Raw genomic sequence first — 15934 nt, 5'->3', positions numbered from 1 at the left:
ACCGGACATGCCCGCCTCGCTGCGGGCGTTGCCGTTTTTGGGTCCTTGCGCAAAGGGCCACAGCCCTCGGGTTTCTCTCGCGCAAGCCCACTTGGCGCATTTGCAGCGCTCCGGAAAAGCGCTACCTGTCCCGCGCATGACCGGGACCAAATCACCTTCAAATACCGTCCACGTTATCGGCGCCGGCTTGGCCGGCTCCGAAGCAGCCTGGCAGCTCGCCGAGGCGGGCATCGACGTGGTGCTGCATGAGATGCGGCCGGACCGCATGACCGAGGCGCACCGCACCGCGACGCCTGCGGAGCTCGTGTGCTCGAATTCCTTCCGCTCCGACGATGCCGCCAACAACGCCGTGGGCCTGCTGCATGCCGAGATGCGCCGGCTCGGCTCGCTGATCATGCGGGCCGCTGACGCCAACCAGGTCCCCGCCGGTGGTGCGCTCGCGGTCGACCGCGACGGCTTCTCGGCGGCCGTGGCTAGCGCCCTGGAGGCCCATCCACGCGTCGAATTGCGTCGTGGCGAGGTCACCGGCCTGCCGCCCGACGAATGGACCAACGTCATCATCGCCACCGGCCCGCTCACCTCGCAACCGCTGGCCGAGGCGATCCGCGGCCTCACGGATGAGAACGCGCTCGCCTTCTTCGATGCCATCGCGCCGATCGTGCACAAGGACACGATCGATATGTCGAAGGCGTGGTTCCAGTCGCGCTATGACAAGGTCGGTCCGGGCGGCACGGGAGCCGACTACATCAACTGCCCGATGACCCGGGAGCAATACGACGCCTTCGTGGCGGCGCTGCTCGCCGGCGAGAAGACCGACTTCAAGCAGTGGGAGACCAACACGCCCTACTTCGACGGCTGCCTGCCGATCGAAGTCATGGCCGAGCGCGGCCATGAGACGTTGCGTCACGGTCCGATGAAGCCGGTCGGCCTGACCAATCCGCACAATCCGACCGTGAAGGCCTACGCCATCGTGCAGCTGCGCCAGGACAACAAGCTCGGCACGCTCTACAACATGGTCGGCTTCCAGACGAAGCTGAAGTATGGCCCGCAGCAGCAGATCTTCCGCACCATTCCCGGCCTGGAAAACGCGGAGTTCGCCCGGCTCGGCGGCCTGCACCGCAACACCTTCCTCAACTCGCCGAAGCTGCTTGATCAGCAATTGCGCCTGCGCGCGCAGCCGCGGCTGCGCTTCGCTGGCCAGATGACGGGCTGCGAGGGCTATGTGGAGTCCGCGAGCATCGGCCTCATCGCTGGCCTCTACGCCGCTGCCGAGGCACGCGGTGCAAGTCTCGCCGCGCCGCCGCCGACCACCGCGCTCGGCGCCCTGCTCGGCCACATCACCGGCGGGCACATCGAGACGATCGACGGCGCGACGCGCTCGTTCCAGCCGATGAACGTCAATTTCGGCCTGTTCCCGCCGCTGGCGGTAGCTCCGACCAAGAAGCCCGACGGCACGCGGCTCAAAGGCAACGAGAAGACGGTGGCCAAGAAGCAGGCGATGAGCGCCCGGGCGCTGGCGGATCTCGACCGCTGGATCGCCGAGCATCTCCGCGTCGCGGCGGCTGCGTGAGATTGCGATGAGTTTGCCGAAGACCGACTCCGCCCTGCTGGCGTCACGCTGGAGCGAGGGCGTGCTGCTCAAGCGCGACGTGTTCTCGACCGTCGAGCGCGGCCGCTTCAAGAGCGAGACCGGCGAGGTCGACGCGGTGCTGCGCCGGCTCGACGAGGTGCCGTGGTGGTCGTTCGTGCTGGCGCGTCATCTGTTCGCCAGGGAACGCAAGGCGCTGAGGCGGGCCAAGGGCCTCAACGCCGGCCCGGACCTGCTGTGGGCCGGAGATCGCGCGCTGGTGCGCGGCTTCATCAATGGCGTGGCGCTGCATCTGGCGAAACCGCACGGCAACATCGCCTATTTCCGCTCCGCCAAGCAGATGATGCGGCGACTGCACCGCGCCGGCATCACGCACAACGACCTCGCCAAGGAGCAGAACTGGCTGGTCGGACATGGCGGCCATTGCTACGTGACGGACTTCCAGCTTGCCGCGTGCTTCACCACCCGCAGCCGCTTGTTCCGGATCGCGGCCTATGAGGATCTGCGCCACCTCCTCAAGCACAAGCGCACCTATGCACCGGACGCGCTGACGCCGAAGGAGCGCAAGATCCTGGCGCGCAAATCGCTGTTCGCGCGCATCTGGCTGATGACCGGCAAGAAGGTCTATCGCGCGATCACCCGCGGCATCTTCAACTTCACCGACCGCGAGGGCGGCGGACGACGGCTGGTCAATGACGCGCCGGTGCTGATGGAGATGATCCGCAAGAACCCCGAGGTGCGGGACGCCGCCATCGTTGCCTTTGCCGACCGCCGCACCGGCGTCGGTCTCTATGCCTTCGTCGAGGCGGAACAGGCTGCCCTCGAGACTCAATTGCAAACCGAGCTGGCCTCCGCCAAGGGCCCGAAGCCGCCGGAGCACATCCAGGTGGTGCACGCCCTTCCGCGGGACGCCAGCGGCCGGCCGCGGACCGAGCTGTTGCAGCTGGTCGCGATGAACCAGATCGACCTGGTCGAGCCGATGATCACGAGCGACAGCGACCGCGCTTTCCTCAAGGACATCCTGGACTCGCGCAAGAACCTGCGCGACCGATTCAATTTCGAGGCGGAGCTGAAGCTGCCGTCGACGTGAGCAGACGAGACTTCGAAGACTGGCCGCGCTAGTCTGCGTGGGCCGCACAATCGCTCGGAAGGATTGGCCATGAACGTTGAAGCCCGCGTGCATCCAGCCACTCTGCCATCAGCGCTCGAGATCATCCCGACCGGCGCGCAACTCGGTGCCGAGATCCGCAACGTCGATCTCCGGCATTTGGACGATAAGGCGTTCTCGACCCTGCTCGGCGCCTTCCACGACCATTCCGTGTTGCTGGTGCGCGGCCAGAGCCTGAGCGATCAGGACCTGATCGCCTTCAGCCGCCGCTTCGGCGAACTGGACTTCGCGCCGATCCAGGAGAACGGCCGCCGCTTCGTCGAAGGCCTCCCCGAGATCTACATCGTCTCGAACGTGAAGGTGAACGGCGAGGCGATCGGCAGTCTCGGTGCCGGCGAAGCGGTGTGGCACACGGATATGTCATATCTCGACACGCCGCCGATCGCGAGCGCGCTCTATGCGCTGGAGATTCCGCCCGTCGGCGGCAACACCTCGTTCTGCAGCATGTACGCTGTCTATGACGCGCTTCCCGCTGATTTGAAGCGCCGCATCGCCGACCTGAAGATCAAGCACGACGGCACCTACAACAGTGGCGGCTTCGTCCGCCAAGGCGTCACGCCGACGGATGATCCACGCACATCGCCCGGCGCTGTCCATCCGCTGGTCTGCACGCATCCCGAGTCGGGCCGGCAAATGCTCTATCTCGGCCGCCGGCGCAACGCGTATCTGGTGGGACTCGAGCTCGCCGACTCTGAAGCGCTGCTCGACGAACTCTGGACCTATGTCGCGCGCCCCGAATTCGCCTGGGAGCATGTGTGGAAGGTCGGCGATCTCGTCATCTGGGACAATCGCAGCACCATGCATCGGCGCGATCCGTTCGATGATCACGCACGGCGAATCATGCACCGGACTCAGATCAAGGGAACTCAACGCCCCAGCTGATTCGTTCGCACAACGGTGACGCCTGCCTGAGCGGCACAATGCCTGCGAACGAGTTGCAGCTTGCTCGATATTTCGTCGCACGCCGCCTTGAAGCGTCCAACTTCTGACTCACAGCGGCAGACTGTGCCGACAATCGGCAGATCGTGCCGCGATCCTTCCGCGAATTGCCTCCGAGCCGAAACAACCCCGACAAATTACAGTGGTTGATTGGCAGCGCTGGTGAAACTTGGGAGACGACGCAAGTGAGTCACAGAAGCAACGTTGCGCGAAACGCCGAAAGCAGCCTCGTCCAGGTGCTCCCGACCGGAAAAGCGCTCGGTGCCGAGGTCTGCAATGTCGACCTCCGATCCTTCGACGACTGGGCGTTCGCCTCCTTCATGCGCGCACTGCTCAAGCACCAGGTGCTGCTGGTGCGCGGACAGCGTCTCACCGAGCGCGACATCGCCGCGTTCAGCCGGCGCTTTGGCCATGCCGATCTCCATTACACGTCCTATGGCACGATGCTCGGCGACACCCTGTCCTTCTGCAGCCTCTACGCAGCGTATGATGCGCTGTCGCCGGCGCTGCGCAGCCGCGTCGCCCATCTGAAGGTTCGTCATCGCACGATCGATATGGCTGATGACGGCCGCCGCACCATCGTTGCCGGTCCCGTTCATCCGCTGGTCGGCCTGCATGCCGACACCGGCCGCTCGATGCTGGCGCTCGGCCAGCGGCGCCATTCCTATGTCGTCGGCCTCGAGCAGGACGAATCGGACGTGCTGCTCGACGATCTCTGGCAGCTTGCTGAACGGCCCGAATTCAGTTGGGCTCATACCTGCCGCGGCGGTGATCTCGTCGTGTGGGACACGCGCTGCACGATCCACCGCCACGAGGCATCGGACATGCCGAGGCTGCTGCACAGCCCGCCGCTCTGGAACACGATGCCGACCGCCTGAGGCGGCGAAACCATCAGCGCCCGCGAAAACTCGCCGTTCTGGACGCCCGCCACAGCGTCCAGAGCGTCGCCAGATGCGAGCGGGGCTGCGGTTGGAACGGATCTGGAGCGCGCCGCGCGGCCTGCGCGAGATCACGACGGACGAGCGCAAGCGGCAACAGAGCCGGCCGCACGGCCGGCGGCGCCTGGCCCGCCAGTTCCAGCGTATGATCGAGATGCTGCAACGCCTGGCCTCGCAGATCGGTCAGCATGGCCTGGATGGCTGGCGTAGCCTTGGCTGCAAAGACCTCCTCCTGATCGACGCCATGGCGCGCGAGGAGATCCAGCGGCACATAGAGCTGTCGGTGAGCAGCATCCCGCGGCAGCGACGCGATCACCTGCAGCAGGCCGAGCGCGACGCCGGCGTGATGGGCAAGATGGTCGATATTCTCGAAGGCCCCGGCCGCGATACGTCCGGCCAGCGCGAACAGTGTCCCACTTGTATCACTGAGATACGCATCGAGGGCCGCCATGGTCGGCATCGGATCGTTATAGAGGTCGAACTGATGCTCATCCACCAGACGCGTCAGCCGATCCACCGGGAGAGCAAAGCGCTGCACCGTCAGCAGCAGCTCGGCAGCGACGGGATTGCCTTCGACGCCGCCATGCTCAAGGCCCGTCAATGAGTCCCGCCACCATTGCAGGCGAACCTCGCCCGGCAGCGGCTGCGTGACGAGATCACGGATCCGGCTCACCTCGACATTGAACGCATAGAGCGACAGCAGCGCACGCCGGATCTCCGGCGTCACGAACAGCGTCGAGGCGTAGCGGTCGAAATCGAGCTCGCGGACCAAGCTTGCACAGAACGCGGCATCGCTGGTACTGGCGGCCGTCTCGCTCATGGCACTGCGATCAGCGCAGCCGCAACCCGCCGCCGCTCGCCGATCATGACGTTGTAGGTGCGGATCGCCGGTCCCGTCTGCATGGCGTCGAGCACGACGGACACGTTGCGCAACGCCGCGCGCAGCGGCGCCGGCGGAATCCAGACTTCATTTCCGGTGCCGACGATCAGCGTGTCGATCTTGTTCGCCGCATCGAACACGCGCTGCAGGGAATAGCGGTCGATCTGGCTCGGCTGGGTGACGTCCCAGGCCCAGATCGAATCCGGCAGGCACAGCAGCGAGCCGCGATGCGACATGTCGGCAAAGGCGAAGCCGCCTTTGCCATAGCCGTCGATCGGTGCGGACCGCGGAAAGTGTGGCGTGTCGTTCGCAGTGGCCATGTCCGAGATCAACTTGCTGCCGCTGGATAGGATCCAAAGGCAAGCATCCTTCGAATCACGGGGTTTTCTTCTTCGCAGCCGGCTTCTCATCCTGCGCCTCGGCGCGCATCGCGTGCACGCCGAGATAGATCAGGATAGGAGACGCGATGAAGATCGAGGTGTAGGTGCCGACCAGCACGACGCCGAACATCATGACAGCCGTGAAGCTGTGGATCGCCGGGCCGCCGAACAGCAGCAGCGCGAGCAACGCCAAGGTCACGGTGACGTGGGTGATGATCGAGCGCGACAAGGTCGAGTTGATCGACTCGTTGAGCAGCTGCGGCATCGGCATCTTCTTGTAGCGCCTGAGCATCTCGCGGATACGGTCGTAGATGACGACGGTGTCGTTGAGCGAATAGCCGAGAATGGTCAGCAGCGCCGCGATGCTGGTGAGGTCGAAATCGACCTGGCTAATCGACATGAAGCCGATCGTCAGCACGATGTCGTGGACGTTGGCGATCATGGCGCCGAGCGCGAACTGCCACTCGAAGCGGAACCAGAGGTAGATCAGAATCGAGACGATCGCGAGCATCAGGCCGAGCATGCCGACGGCCAGGAACTCGCCGGACACGCGCGGACCGACGACCTCGACGCGGCGATACTCGACGGAATCACCGATCGCGGCCTTGACCTTGTTGGCAGCTTCCTGCTGCGCGATGTCCCCGCCGGGCTGCTCCGCGACGCGGATCAGCACCCCTTCGGGGCCACCGAACTGCTGCAGTTGCACTTCGCCAAGACCAAGCGTGGACAGCTTCGCGCGCATCCCCGCGATATCGGCGGTGCCGGACTTGGCCCGCACCTCGAGCAGGCTGCCGCCGCGGAAGTCGATCCCGAGATTCAGGCCATGCGTGAAGAACAGCACGATCGCCAGGATCGACAGCGCCGCCGAGATCGGGAAGCTGATACGCCGGAACTGCGTGAAGTCGAAATGCGTGTCGTCGGGAACGATGCGCAGCGACGGCAGCAGGCCGAGCGCACTGACCACCGTCAGCACCGCGATCAGGATGCCAAGCCCGATGAGAACCCAGTGTGTCACTTTAGCTCCTAGATTGGCACGCTTTGCGGCCGCTTCCACCGCACCCATGCCGCCACGATGAGGCGGGTGAGCGTGAAGGCGGTGAAGACCGTGGTGAGGATGCCGATGCCGAGCGTCACGGCGAAACCGCGCACAGGGCCCGTGCCGATGTAGAACAGTACGGCGGCGGCGATGAAGGTGGTGATGTTGGAGTCTAGAATGGTCGCCAGTGCGCGCTTGAATCCGGCATCGATCGCCGAGATCGCGTTGCGGCCGCCGCGCAGTTCCTCGCGGATGCGCTCATAGATCAGCACGTTGGAGTCGACCGCGATGCCGACCGTCAGCACGATGCCGGCGATGCCGGGCAAGGTCAGCGTTGCGTTCAGCAGCGACAGCACGCCGAAGATCATCGCGACGTTCACGACCACGGCGATGTTGGCGAACACGCCGAACAGCCGGTAGGTTACCAGCATGAACACGATGACCAGGATCGAGCCGACATAGGAGGCGAGCTCGCCCTTGGCGATCGAATCGGCGCCAAGGCCCGGACCGACGGTGCGCTCCTCGATCACCGTGAGCGGCGCCGGCAGCGCGCCGGCGCGCAGCAGGATTGCGAGCTCATTGGCGGACTGCACCGTGAAATTGCCCGAGATCTGGCCCGAACCGCCGGTGATCGGCTCGCGAATGACGGGCGCCGAGATCACCTTGTTGTCGAGCACGATCGCAAACGGCTGGCCGACATTCTCGGTCGTCGCCTGCGCGAATTTGCGGGCGCCGGCCGAGTTGAAGCGAAAGGAGACGATCGGCTCGTTGGTGCGCTGATCGAAGCCGGTCTGCGCGTCGGAGAGATCTCCACCGGACACCAGCACCTGCTTCTTCACGACATAAGGCTGGTTCGGCGGCGAGGCGCTCTGCAGCACCTCGGAGTCCGGCGGCACCCGACCCTGCAGCGCCTGCTCGGGCGACACCGTGGTGTCGACCATGCGGAATTCCATCTTGGCGGTCTTGCCGAGCAGGTTCTTGAGCTCGGTCGGGTCCTGCAAGCCCGGCACCTGCACCAGGATGCGGTCGGTGCCCTGGCGCTGAATGACGGGCTCGACGGTGCCGAGCTCGTTGATGCGGCGCTCGACGATCTGGATCGACTGCTCGATGGTCTGGCGCACGCGCTCGGTGATGGCTGCCTGCGGGATCGTCAGCCGGATCAGACTGTTGCCGGCATCGCTGACCTCGAGGCTGCGCTGGCCACTGGAGCCCAGGAGGCCGCCGAGCGGCTGGGAGAGATCACGCAGCTTGGACAGCGCGGTCGGAACGTCGGTGTCCTTGGTGATGCGGACCTCGACGCCGTCGCCCTTGCTGGCCAATCCGGTGTAGCCGATCTTGGCATCGCGCAGCGTGCGGCGCACATCGTCGCGCACCGCATCGAGCCGCTCCTTCTTGACGTAGTTGGAGTCGACTTCGAGCAGCAGGTACGAGCCGCCCTGCAGGTCGAGACCGAGAACGATGTGACGCTGCGCCCAGGCCGGCCAGGTCTTGACCGTCGCTTCGGGGAAGAAGTTGGGCACCGCGCACAGGCACACCACGAGCGCCGTGAGGATGATGCCCAGCGCCTTCCACCGCGTGAAATACAACATGAGAGGTGTCCGTAGGGGCCGAAAGCCGGCCCGGGGAAATCAGAACATCAGATCAGACGAAGGCCGCCGACGCGCCGGCCGGGCCGCGATCAGCTCGCCGCCTTCTCATCCTTCTTGTCGTCCTTTGCATCCGCCTTCGCAGGCTCGCCCTTGGTGCGGACGCCGGTGATCATCTGGCGCATCTGCCGGACGCGGACGCCATCAGCGATCTCGAACTCGACCTGGTCGTCATCGACGACCTTGGTGACCTTGCCGACCAGACCGCCCTGCGTGACGATCGTGTCGCCGCGGCGGACGTTCTTGACGAGATCGGCGTGCTCTTTGACCTTCTTCTGCTGCGGCCGCAGGATCAGGAAGTACATGATCACGAAGATCAGCGCGAACGGCAGCAGCGACATCAGCATGCTGTTGGTATCGCCAGCACCGGCGGCCTGGGCATAGGCAGGGGTAATCAGCATGCGGTCGATCCTCGTGGGCCAGTGCCCGGTGAGACGGGAATAGCCGGCGAACCACGCATTCTGTTGGCGCGGGCCGGCCTCTTGCGAATTTCGCGCGGAATATAGCGGCAGCGGTCCCAATAGCAAGGCGCACCGCCCCTCGATTTCGCCGCGCTTGCGGCCGCCGGCGCGGCCCGATATGGCTGCCCCATCAGGAACTTGCAGATGTCGAAAAAACCAGCCAAAGCCCCGCCCCGCCCCGCCGCCAAAGCCGCTCCCAAAACCGCCGTCAAAGGCTCCGCGCCCGCGGAGCGAAGGCCGTCGAAGGTCGCGGCAAAACGTCCCGCCGGCCCTGCGCCCGACGATACGCCGGAGCGGATCGCCCGCGCGCTGGAAGCGATTGCGGCACATCTCGCGGCAACTCAAACGAGTGCCAAGCCGGCGCTGGACTGGAATGCGGCCGACGCATTCGTTTGGCATCCGGACGGCCGGCTCTCGACGGTGCCGCGCGTCAGCCGCGTCGAGATCGACCTGCTCAAGGGCATCGACCGGATGCGCGACATCCTGATCGAGAATACCGAGCGCTTCGCCAACGGCCTGCCCGCCAACAACGCCCTGCTCTGGGGCGCGCGCGGCATGGGCAAGTCGTCGCTCGTGAAGGCCGCCCACGCCAACATCAATGTCGCGCGCGAGCCCGCCGACCGGCTGAAGCTGATCGAGATCCACCGCGAGGACATCGAGAGCCTGCCGGCGCTGATGGAGATCCTGCGCGCAGCGCCCTTCCACTTCATCGTGTTCTGCGACGACCTGTCGTTCGACGGCAATGATGCGTCCTACAAGTCGCTGAAGGCGGTGCTCGAAGGCGGCATCGAGGGCCGTCCCGAGAACGTCATTCTCTACGCGACCTCGAACCGCCGCCATCTGCTGGCGCGCGACATGATCGAGAACGAGCGCTCGACCGCGATCAATCCGGGCGAGGCCGTCGAGGAGAAGGTCTCGCTCTCCGACCGCTTCGGCCTGTGGCTCGGCTTCCACCGCTGCAGCCAGGACGAATATCTCGCCATGGTCCGCGGCTATTGCGGCCATTTCAATATTGCGGTGGCCGAGGATGAGTTGGAGCGCGAGGCGCTGGAATGGGCCACCACGCGCGGCTCCCGCTCGGGCCGCGTCGCCTGGCAGTTCACGCAGGACCTCGCCGGTCGGCTCGGCGTGCGGCTGAGCGCCAAGTAAGGCGAACTACGCAGCCTCGCGGGCCACGAAGGCGTGGCAATCGGTCAGCTTCAGCCGCCGTCAAACGAAAAGGGCCCGCCGAAAGGCGGGCCCTTGCACAAGGATAAGGGTGTCGGCGGCTCATGCCCCGTTGAGGAATTGCAGCGGGTCAACCGGGGACGATCCCTTGCGGATCTCGAAGTGGAGCTGCGGCGACCCGACTTCTCCCGATTGACCCGACTTGGCAATGACCTGGCCGCGCTTGATCGGATCACCGCGCTTCACCATCAGCTCACTCGCATGGGCATATGCGGTGACATAGCCGTTGGAATGCCGCACCAGGACCAGGTTGCCATAACCCTTCAGCTCATTGCCGGCGTAGGCCACGACGCCATCCTCGGCGGCCTTCACCGGCGTGCCCTCGGGCACGGCGATGTTGATGCCGTCATTGGACTTGCCGTTGGTCTTGGCGCCATAGCTCGTGATCACCTTGCCGCGCGCCGGCCAGCGGAAAGTCGGCAGCGCGCTGGTGGTCTCGGCCGGACGCGCCGGCTCCTCTTCCTTCTCGGGCGCCGGATTGGCCTGGGCCAGCCGGGCACTCTGCACAGGACCGGCAGCAGCCACCCGCGTGGTCGGCAGCGGGGCCGGCACGGTCGCAACCGCCTGGGGAACGGTTGCGACCGGAGCCACGGGCGCAGCAGCAGCGACCGCTGCGGGCTTGCCAGGGACGGTCAGCCTGGCACCGAGTTTCAGGGGCGACGCCTGGTCGAGATTGTTAGCGCGGGCGAGCTCCGCCGCCGTCACGTGATTCTGGCGCGCGATGCTGGCGAGCGTTTCGCCGCGATTGACGAAATGCACCGTGGATGGCGTCGCGGGCGCAGCCACCGCAACCGGCTTCGGCGCAACCATCGGCGCTGCGGCGGCAACCGGCTGCGCCGCCGGAGCAGCGGCGACCGACCCTGCTCCCGGATGCGGGATGATCAGCTGCTGGCCAGGCGACAGCGCGCGTGGCCCCTTGTAGCCATTGGCCGCGAGGATCTCGGCCGGGGTCACGCGATAACGCTTGGCGAGAATGTCGAGCGTATCGCTGGTGCCGACGATAATCTTGGTGCCGCCGGCAGGACGCGCGGCCGCGACCGAGCGCGGCGGCACGGCACCGGTGGTCTCGAGCTGCGGCTGCGCCGGCGGCGCGTAGGAATGCGCCGGCTGTGCATAGGCCTGCGGCGCGGCCGCTGGGACCGGTGCAGGCGGCGCATAGGATGCCACGCCTCGCCCGCCTCCGGACACGCCTCCGGCGCCATCGCCGGACGGATAAGATTGGGGCGCACCGACCGCGGGCGGCGGCAACGCCGAGGACGAATAGGCCGGCGCCGGCGCGGGCGCCGGAGTGTATTGCTGCTGGCTATATTGCTGATGCTGCCGCGCCGGCTGCGCCGGCACCGATCCGGTGGAGTCGGAGGCAAACGGGTTGGAAAAGGGATTTTGCGTCTGGGACAGCCGCGTCGACATGTCGGCGCTGCAGCCGGCGACGCCGAACGACATCAGCGCCAGCGCCGCAACCTGCGGCAGGCGGCGCGAGCGAAGCAACTCGACGGTAGCGGGCATGGTTACTCACTCGTACGCAACAAACAACGAATTCGAGTAAACACAGCCGCGGTAAATAAGCGCTTAAGCCGCGAATAAAGCGTTGGCGGACTTGCTGATCCGCTCGTTTAAAGTTCGCGCGCAATCCCCGGAATTGCCGGCACAAATCGCACGTCGACGAGCTCTTTTCGCTCGAAATGATCGCCGCTTCGCGTGACCTTCACGAGGGTCTGCACGCCGTGGGCGGGCCCCACCGGGGCGATCAGGATACCGTCGGGCTCCAGCCGGTCGAGCAGGCTCTGGGGAATTTCGTCCATGGCGGCCGTGACGATGATGCGGTCGAACTGGCCGCCGCCGGGCGGCAGCGCATAGCCGTCCCCCAGCAGGACCTCCACGTTGAAGCAGTTCAGCTTCTCCAGCCGGTCCCGCGCTTTGTCAGCGAGGGTCCGGAATCGCTCCACCGTGAGCACGTGGGCGGTCAGCCGGGACAGCACCGCAGCCTGATACCCCGAGCCGGTGCCGATCTCGAGCACGCGATGAGTCTTCTGCAGCTTGAGCTGCTCCGTCATATAGGCGACCACGAAGGGCTGGCTGATGGTCTGTCCACAGGCGATCGCCATGGCGCTGTCACGGTAGGCGTCGGGCCGGTCGGCCGGCAGCACGAACTCCTCCCGCGGCACCTCCTCCATCGCGCGCAACACGGCCTGGTCGCTGATCCCCCGTCGACGCAGGGTCAGCTGAAACATCATCTTTTCGGGCGGAGGGGTCGGGGGCATCGCCGTTTCGGTTGTTCGCCTGCACCAATTTAGATCATCACCAGCCCGTTGCGCAGCGAATTTCCGCACACCGCGGTGACGACGGAGGAAAGATCCCGATCGCTGACACAAAACCGTTCCGGCCAAGGAACCAGCGGCAACCGACTTCGTTCACCTTGCGGGACGATTTTGCCCACGCTGCGCGGAGACGACGTGCCTAGGACGACGTTGTTGACGTTGCGCTGCGAGCGGTTATTTGCGAGCGTCAAATTGAGTATGGGCAAGGACTGACATCATGACTGCACCGCGGCCGCCACGCGGCTCTGTGTTTCTGGTTGAAGACGAAGTCATGATCAGGATGATGGTGGCCGACATGCTCGAAGAGCTCGGCTACACCGTTGCGGCCGAGGCCGGCGAGATCGGCGAGGCGATGAAGCTGGCCGAGAGCACCTATTTCGACGTCGCGATCCTCGACGTCAACGTCAATGGCAAGGTGATCTCGCCGGTGGCTGACCTCATCAAGGCCCGCAACCGCCCCTTCATCTTCGCGACCGGCTACGGCTCATCCGGGCTGCCCGAGGAATATCGCGACCGGCCTGCCCTGCAGAAGCCGTTTCAGCTGGAGACGCTCAGCAAGGCCATCGAACACGCTCTTCGCAGCGCCGAGCCGCAAGGCTAGGACGCCGACCCGGCAAAGGCCGACCTGAAGCCTGCGGTCAGCCGAGGATGTCCTTGAGCTTGCCGGAGAACGCCTCATCGGTGCGGTCGAGGCGAAGCGGCGTCACCGACACATAGTGTGCCGCCAGCACCGCGAGATCCGTCCCCTCGTCAGGAACGTCGAGGGCGGCGGCGCGATCAAAGCCGATCCAGAAATACGGATTGCCGCGCCCGTCGCGCCGCTCATCGACCTTCAGGAAACCGAGATTGCGCTTGCCCTGCCGGGTGACGACGATGCCGCGGACCTCGTCGGGCGCGCAGGACGGAAAGTTGACGTTGATCACGGTGTTCTTCGGCACGCCGGCCTCCAGCACCTTGCGGACGATCTGCGGGCCGAATTTGAGCGCGGTGTCCCAGGACGGCTTGTCCCGCGTCGCGATGCTGAATTCCTGCGACAGAGCGAATGACGGCAGGCCAAGGATCGTGCCTTCGAGGGCGCCGGCGATAGTGCCCGAATAGACCACGTCCTCGGCGACGTTGCGGCCCTTGTTGACCCCGGACAGCACCAGATCCGGACGCTTGTCTCCGAGGATATGCCGCGCGCCCATGATGACGCAGTCCGTCGGGGTGCCGCGCACCGCGAAATGCCGCGGGCCGACCTCGCGCAAACGCAGCGGGTCATTGAGCGACAGTGAATGCGACACGCCGGACTGGTCGAGTTCGGGGGCCACGATCCAGACGTCATCGGACAAAGCGCGCGCGATCTCTTCGATCACCTTCAGGCCAGGCGCGTGGATCCCGTCGTCATTGGTGCAGAGAATCCGCATGGCCGCTGTTCCATCCCGTTCAAGACATTGCCGGCGTGTCTTAACCGCTGAGCAGTAGCGAGGCAAACCGGCTCACAGGACGGCGTCTGCGACTCACGACCGGACGCGCCACTGCGGCAGGAACCGGGCGAGCTTGCCGCCGGCCCCCAGACGGAGCGGGACTGCGGAGACGGAAGATGCTTCGGGCACGTTCGGCGCGGCGGCCGGCGGCGCTGCAGCCTCGGGCCGCGGCTGGGCGGGAAACCGCGCCCGCGCCACGTCCAGCGCCTTTTCGAAGTCGGCCGCGTTGAACCATGGTTGAGGGCTCAGCGCCTCGGCCAAGCCGTCGTCCCACACCGCCGTCCGATCGACGTCGAAGGCGCCCTTGAGGCGCTGATCGACCGCCTGGATGCCGGAGCCGGTGACGGCCCATTGCCGTCCAATCCAGAAAATATCCCGATGCAGGGCCATGGCGCCCACTCTGAAAAGCAGCCGCTGAACAGCATCGAGCATACGGATAGGCGGAAGCCGCGCAAGCGGCGACCGCGCTCCGAGGGAGTTCGCCGCCTACTGAGCAGCGACCACTTTGAGACCGCCCATATAGGGCTGCAGCACGTCGGGCACGGCGATCGAGCCGTCCGCCTGCTGATAGGTCTCCATCACCGCGATCAGCGCGCGGCCGACGGCGGTGCCCGAGCCGTTCAGTGTGTGCACGAAACGCGGCTTGCCGTCGCTTGCGCGGTAGCGCGCATCCATGCGGCGGGCCTGGAAGTCGCCGCAGACCGAACAGCTTGAGATCTCGCGGAAGGCGCCGCCATCGCCCTGCCCGGGCATCCAGACCTCGATGTCGTAGGTCTTCTGCGACGAGAAGCCCATGTCACCGGTGCATAGCGTGATGACGCGATAATGCAGGTCGAGCCGGCGCAGCACCTCCTCGGCGCAGGCCAGCATGCGCTCATGCTCGTCCTTGCTGGTCTCCGGCGTCGTGATCGACACCAGCTCGACCTTGGTGAACTGGTGCTGGCGGATCATGCCGCGGGTGTCACGTCCGGCCGCACCGGCTTCGGCGCGGAAGCACGGCGTCAGCGCGGTGAGCCGCATCGGCAGCTCCTTCTCGTCGACGATCGATTCGCGCACCAGATTGGTGAGCGCAACTTCCGCCGTGGGAATGAGGCCGAGCCGATCGGTCTTGAGCCGCTCATCGGGCGCGATCAGCAGTTCGCCCCTCACCGCCCAGAACTGATCGTCTTCGAATTTCGGCAGCTGCCCGGTGCCGAACATGACGTCGTTGCGCACCAGCAGTGGCGGATTGACCTCGGTATAGCCGTGCTCGGTGGTGTGCAGGTCGAGCATGAACTGCCCGATCGCGCGCTCGAGCCGCGCCAATCCCTTCTTCAGCACGACGAAGCGCGCGCCGGACAGCCTCGCCGCCGATTCGAAGTCCATGCCGAGTGGGGCGCCGATGTCGTCATGCGCCTTCGGTGTGAAGGCGTAGTTGCGCTTGGCGCCGAACACGTGGCGCTCGACATTGTCGTGCTCGTCCTTGCCGTCCGGCACCTCCTCGAGCGGCAGGTTGGGAATCGCCGAAAGCTCGCGCGCCAACTCCTCGTCCGCCTGCTTGGCGGCCGCCTCGAGCTCCGGCATCGTCGCCTTGAGCTTGGCGACCTCCTCCATCAGCGCCGACGCGCGGGCATCGTCCTTCGCCTTCTTGGCCTCGCCGATCTCCTTCGACGCGGCATTGCGCCGGGCCTGCGCCTGCTCGGATGCCAGGATCGCCGCGCGCCGCCGCTCGTCGATGGCGAGCAGATGCGACGACAGCGGCGCGAGACCCCGGCGCGTCAGCGCCGCATCGAAACCTTGCGGATTGTCGCGGATCGATTTGATGTCGTGCATGGTCGTTCGGTCCTGGGAACGAAAAGACAGGGGGACGAGTCGCCGCGGCATCCGCGGGCGCGCTTGCACTACCGC

Annotated in this window: 17 protein-coding genes; 6 read left to right on the top strand and 11 right to left on the bottom strand. The window is 65.9% G+C overall.

Annotated features, from left to right (window positions below):
* Positions 1–136: 136 nt before the first annotated feature.
* From trmFO to BRAD285_RS14890, 4 genes are all read left to right on the top strand, one after another.
* Positions 137–1570, top strand: coding sequence for a methylenetetrahydrofolate--tRNA-(uracil(54)-C(5))-methyltransferase (FADH(2)-oxidizing) TrmFO (gene trmFO / locus BRAD285_RS14905; RefSeq protein ID WP_006614328.1), 1434 nt, complete (start codon positions 137–139; stop codon positions 1568–1570).
* 7 nt (positions 1571–1577) lie between these two features.
* Positions 1578–2678, top strand: coding sequence for a serine/threonine protein kinase (locus tag BRAD285_RS14900; protein ID WP_006614329.1), 1101 nt, complete (start codon positions 1578–1580; stop codon positions 2676–2678).
* Between the two features lie 69 nt (positions 2679–2747).
* Positions 2748–3638 (top strand): TauD/TfdA family dioxygenase, encoded by an 891-nt coding sequence (locus tag BRAD285_RS14895; RefSeq protein ID WP_006614330.1) that lies wholly within the window; start codon positions 2748–2750, stop codon positions 3636–3638.
* A 242-nt stretch (positions 3639–3880) separates the two neighbouring features.
* Positions 3881–4573, top strand: coding sequence for a TauD/TfdA family dioxygenase (locus tag BRAD285_RS14890; RefSeq protein ID WP_006614331.1), 693 nt, complete (start codon positions 3881–3883; stop codon positions 4571–4573).
* Between the two features lie 13 nt (positions 4574–4586).
* Here BRAD285_RS14890 and BRAD285_RS14885 read toward each other — a convergent pair whose 3' ends face one another.
* The 5 genes from BRAD285_RS14885 to yajC all read right to left on the bottom strand — a co-directional run bounded on the left by BRAD285_RS14885 (position 4587) and on the right by yajC (position 8976).
* Positions 4587–5453, bottom strand: coding sequence for a phytoene/squalene synthase family protein (locus BRAD285_RS14885; RefSeq protein ID WP_006614332.1), 867 nt, complete (start codon positions 5451–5453; stop codon positions 4587–4589).
* The gene (locus BRAD285_RS14880; RefSeq protein ID WP_006614333.1) at positions 5450–5833 is read right to left on the bottom strand and encodes an Mth938-like domain-containing protein; all 384 of its coding nucleotides are present in this window, start codon (positions 5831–5833) and stop codon (positions 5450–5452) included. The genes BRAD285_RS14885 and BRAD285_RS14880 overlap by 4 nt, the downstream gene beginning before the upstream one ends.
* A gap of 55 nt (positions 5834–5888) precedes the next feature.
* Complete coding sequence (secF, locus tag BRAD285_RS14875) at positions 5889–6908, bottom strand: protein translocase subunit SecF (protein WP_006614334.1); 1020 nt, start codon at positions 6906–6908, stop codon at positions 5889–5891.
* Positions 6909–6916: 8 nt separating this feature from the next.
* The gene (gene secD / locus BRAD285_RS14870; protein WP_006614335.1) at positions 6917–8518 is read right to left on the bottom strand and encodes a protein translocase subunit SecD; all 1602 of its coding nucleotides are present in this window, start codon (positions 8516–8518) and stop codon (positions 6917–6919) included.
* Between the two features lie 89 nt (positions 8519–8607).
* A complete protein-coding gene (gene yajC, locus BRAD285_RS14865) occupies positions 8608–8976 on the bottom strand; it encodes a preprotein translocase subunit YajC (protein WP_006614336.1) in 369 nt (122 codons plus the stop codon).
* A gap of 204 nt (positions 8977–9180) precedes the next feature.
* Between yajC and BRAD285_RS14860 the strand changes: the two genes are divergently transcribed.
* Positions 9181–10185, top strand: coding sequence for an ATP-binding protein (locus tag BRAD285_RS14860; protein WP_006614337.1), 1005 nt, complete (start codon positions 9181–9183; stop codon positions 10183–10185).
* 120 nt (positions 10186–10305) lie between these two features.
* On the opposite strand, the gene BRAD285_RS14855 is transcribed toward BRAD285_RS14860, so the two are convergent.
* From BRAD285_RS14855 to BRAD285_RS35400, 3 genes are all read right to left on the bottom strand, one after another.
* The gene (locus BRAD285_RS14855; protein ID WP_006614338.1) at positions 10306–11769 is read right to left on the bottom strand and encodes a LysM peptidoglycan-binding domain-containing M23 family metallopeptidase; all 1464 of its coding nucleotides are present in this window, start codon (positions 11767–11769) and stop codon (positions 10306–10308) included.
* Between the two features lie 107 nt (positions 11770–11876).
* A complete protein-coding gene (locus tag BRAD285_RS14850) occupies positions 11877–12524 on the bottom strand; it encodes a protein-L-isoaspartate(D-aspartate) O-methyltransferase (RefSeq protein ID WP_006614339.1) in 648 nt (215 codons plus the stop codon).
* Positions 12525–12553: 29 nt separating this feature from the next.
* The gene (locus BRAD285_RS35400; RefSeq protein ID WP_139020697.1) at positions 12554–12787 is read right to left on the bottom strand and encodes a hypothetical protein; all 234 of its coding nucleotides are present in this window, start codon (positions 12785–12787) and stop codon (positions 12554–12556) included.
* Between the two features lie 11 nt (positions 12788–12798).
* Here BRAD285_RS35400 and BRAD285_RS14845 point away from each other — a divergent pair, with 11 nt between their 5' ends.
* Complete coding sequence (locus BRAD285_RS14845; RefSeq protein WP_006614340.1) at positions 12799–13182, top strand: response regulator; 384 nt, start codon at positions 12799–12801, stop codon at positions 13180–13182.
* Between the two features lie 37 nt (positions 13183–13219).
* On the opposite strand, the gene surE is transcribed toward BRAD285_RS14845, so the two are convergent.
* The 3 genes from surE to serS all read right to left on the bottom strand — a co-directional run bounded on the left by surE (position 13220) and on the right by serS (position 15859).
* Entirely contained in the window at positions 13220–13987 is a 768-nt protein-coding gene (surE, locus tag BRAD285_RS14840) for a 5'/3'-nucleotidase SurE (protein WP_006614341.1), read from the bottom strand.
* A gap of 93 nt (positions 13988–14080) precedes the next feature.
* Complete coding sequence (locus BRAD285_RS14835) at positions 14081–14437, bottom strand: hypothetical protein (protein WP_006614342.1); 357 nt, start codon at positions 14435–14437, stop codon at positions 14081–14083.
* A 96-nt stretch (positions 14438–14533) separates the two neighbouring features.
* The gene (serS, locus tag BRAD285_RS14830) at positions 14534–15859 is read right to left on the bottom strand and encodes a serine--tRNA ligase (protein WP_006614343.1); all 1326 of its coding nucleotides are present in this window, start codon (positions 15857–15859) and stop codon (positions 14534–14536) included.
* Positions 15860–15934: the final 75 nt, after the last annotated feature.

The organism is Bradyrhizobium sp. ORS 285, assembly GCF_900176205.1.
GTDB lineage: Bacteria > Pseudomonadota > Alphaproteobacteria > Rhizobiales > Xanthobacteraceae > Bradyrhizobium.
The sequence above is the reverse complement of the archived record's forward strand: the minus strand, read 5'-3'. Positions and strand labels throughout refer to the sequence as shown.

Bases quoted from the DNA above. Each gene is read 5' to 3' on its own strand.
- trmFO (WP_006614328.1), top strand. From the start codon at position 137: ATGACCGGGACCAAATCACCTTCAAATACCGTCCACGTTATCGGCGCC.
- BRAD285_RS14900 (WP_006614329.1), top strand. From the start codon at position 1,578: ATGAGTTTGCCGAAGACCGACTCCGCCCTGCTGGCGTCACGCTGGAGC.
- BRAD285_RS14895 (WP_006614330.1), top strand. From the start codon at position 2,748: ATGAACGTTGAAGCCCGCGTGCATCCAGCCACTCTGCCATCAGCGCTC.
- BRAD285_RS14885 (WP_006614332.1), bottom strand. From the start codon at position 5,453: ATGAGCGAGACGGCCGCCAGTACCAGCGATGCCGCGTTCTGTGCAAGC.
- BRAD285_RS14880 (WP_006614333.1), bottom strand. From the start codon at position 5,833: ATGGCCACTGCGAACGACACGCCACACTTTCCGCGGTCCGCACCGATC.
- secD (WP_006614335.1), bottom strand. From the start codon at position 8,518: ATGTTGTATTTCACGCGGTGGAAGGCGCTGGGCATCATCCTCACGGCG.
- yajC (WP_006614336.1), bottom strand. From the start codon at position 8,976: ATGCTGATTACCCCTGCCTATGCCCAGGCCGCCGGTGCTGGCGATACC.
- BRAD285_RS14860 (WP_006614337.1), top strand. From the start codon at position 9,181: ATGTCGAAAAAACCAGCCAAAGCCCCGCCCCGCCCCGCCGCCAAAGCC.
- BRAD285_RS14855 (WP_006614338.1), bottom strand. From the start codon at position 11,769: ATGCCCGCTACCGTCGAGTTGCTTCGCTCGCGCCGCCTGCCGCAGGTT.
- BRAD285_RS14850 (WP_006614339.1), bottom strand. From the start codon at position 12,524: ATGCCCCCGACCCCTCCGCCCGAAAAGATGATGTTTCAGCTGACCCTG.
- BRAD285_RS14845 (WP_006614340.1), top strand. From the start codon at position 12,799: ATGACTGCACCGCGGCCGCCACGCGGCTCTGTGTTTCTGGTTGAAGAC.
- surE (WP_006614341.1), bottom strand. From the start codon at position 13,987: ATGCGGATTCTCTGCACCAATGACGACGGGATCCACGCGCCTGGCCTG.
- BRAD285_RS14835 (WP_006614342.1), bottom strand. From the start codon at position 14,437: ATGGCCCTGCATCGGGATATTTTCTGGATTGGACGGCAATGGGCCGTC.
- serS (WP_006614343.1), bottom strand. From the start codon at position 15,859: ATGCACGACATCAAATCGATCCGCGACAATCCGCAAGGTTTCGATGCG.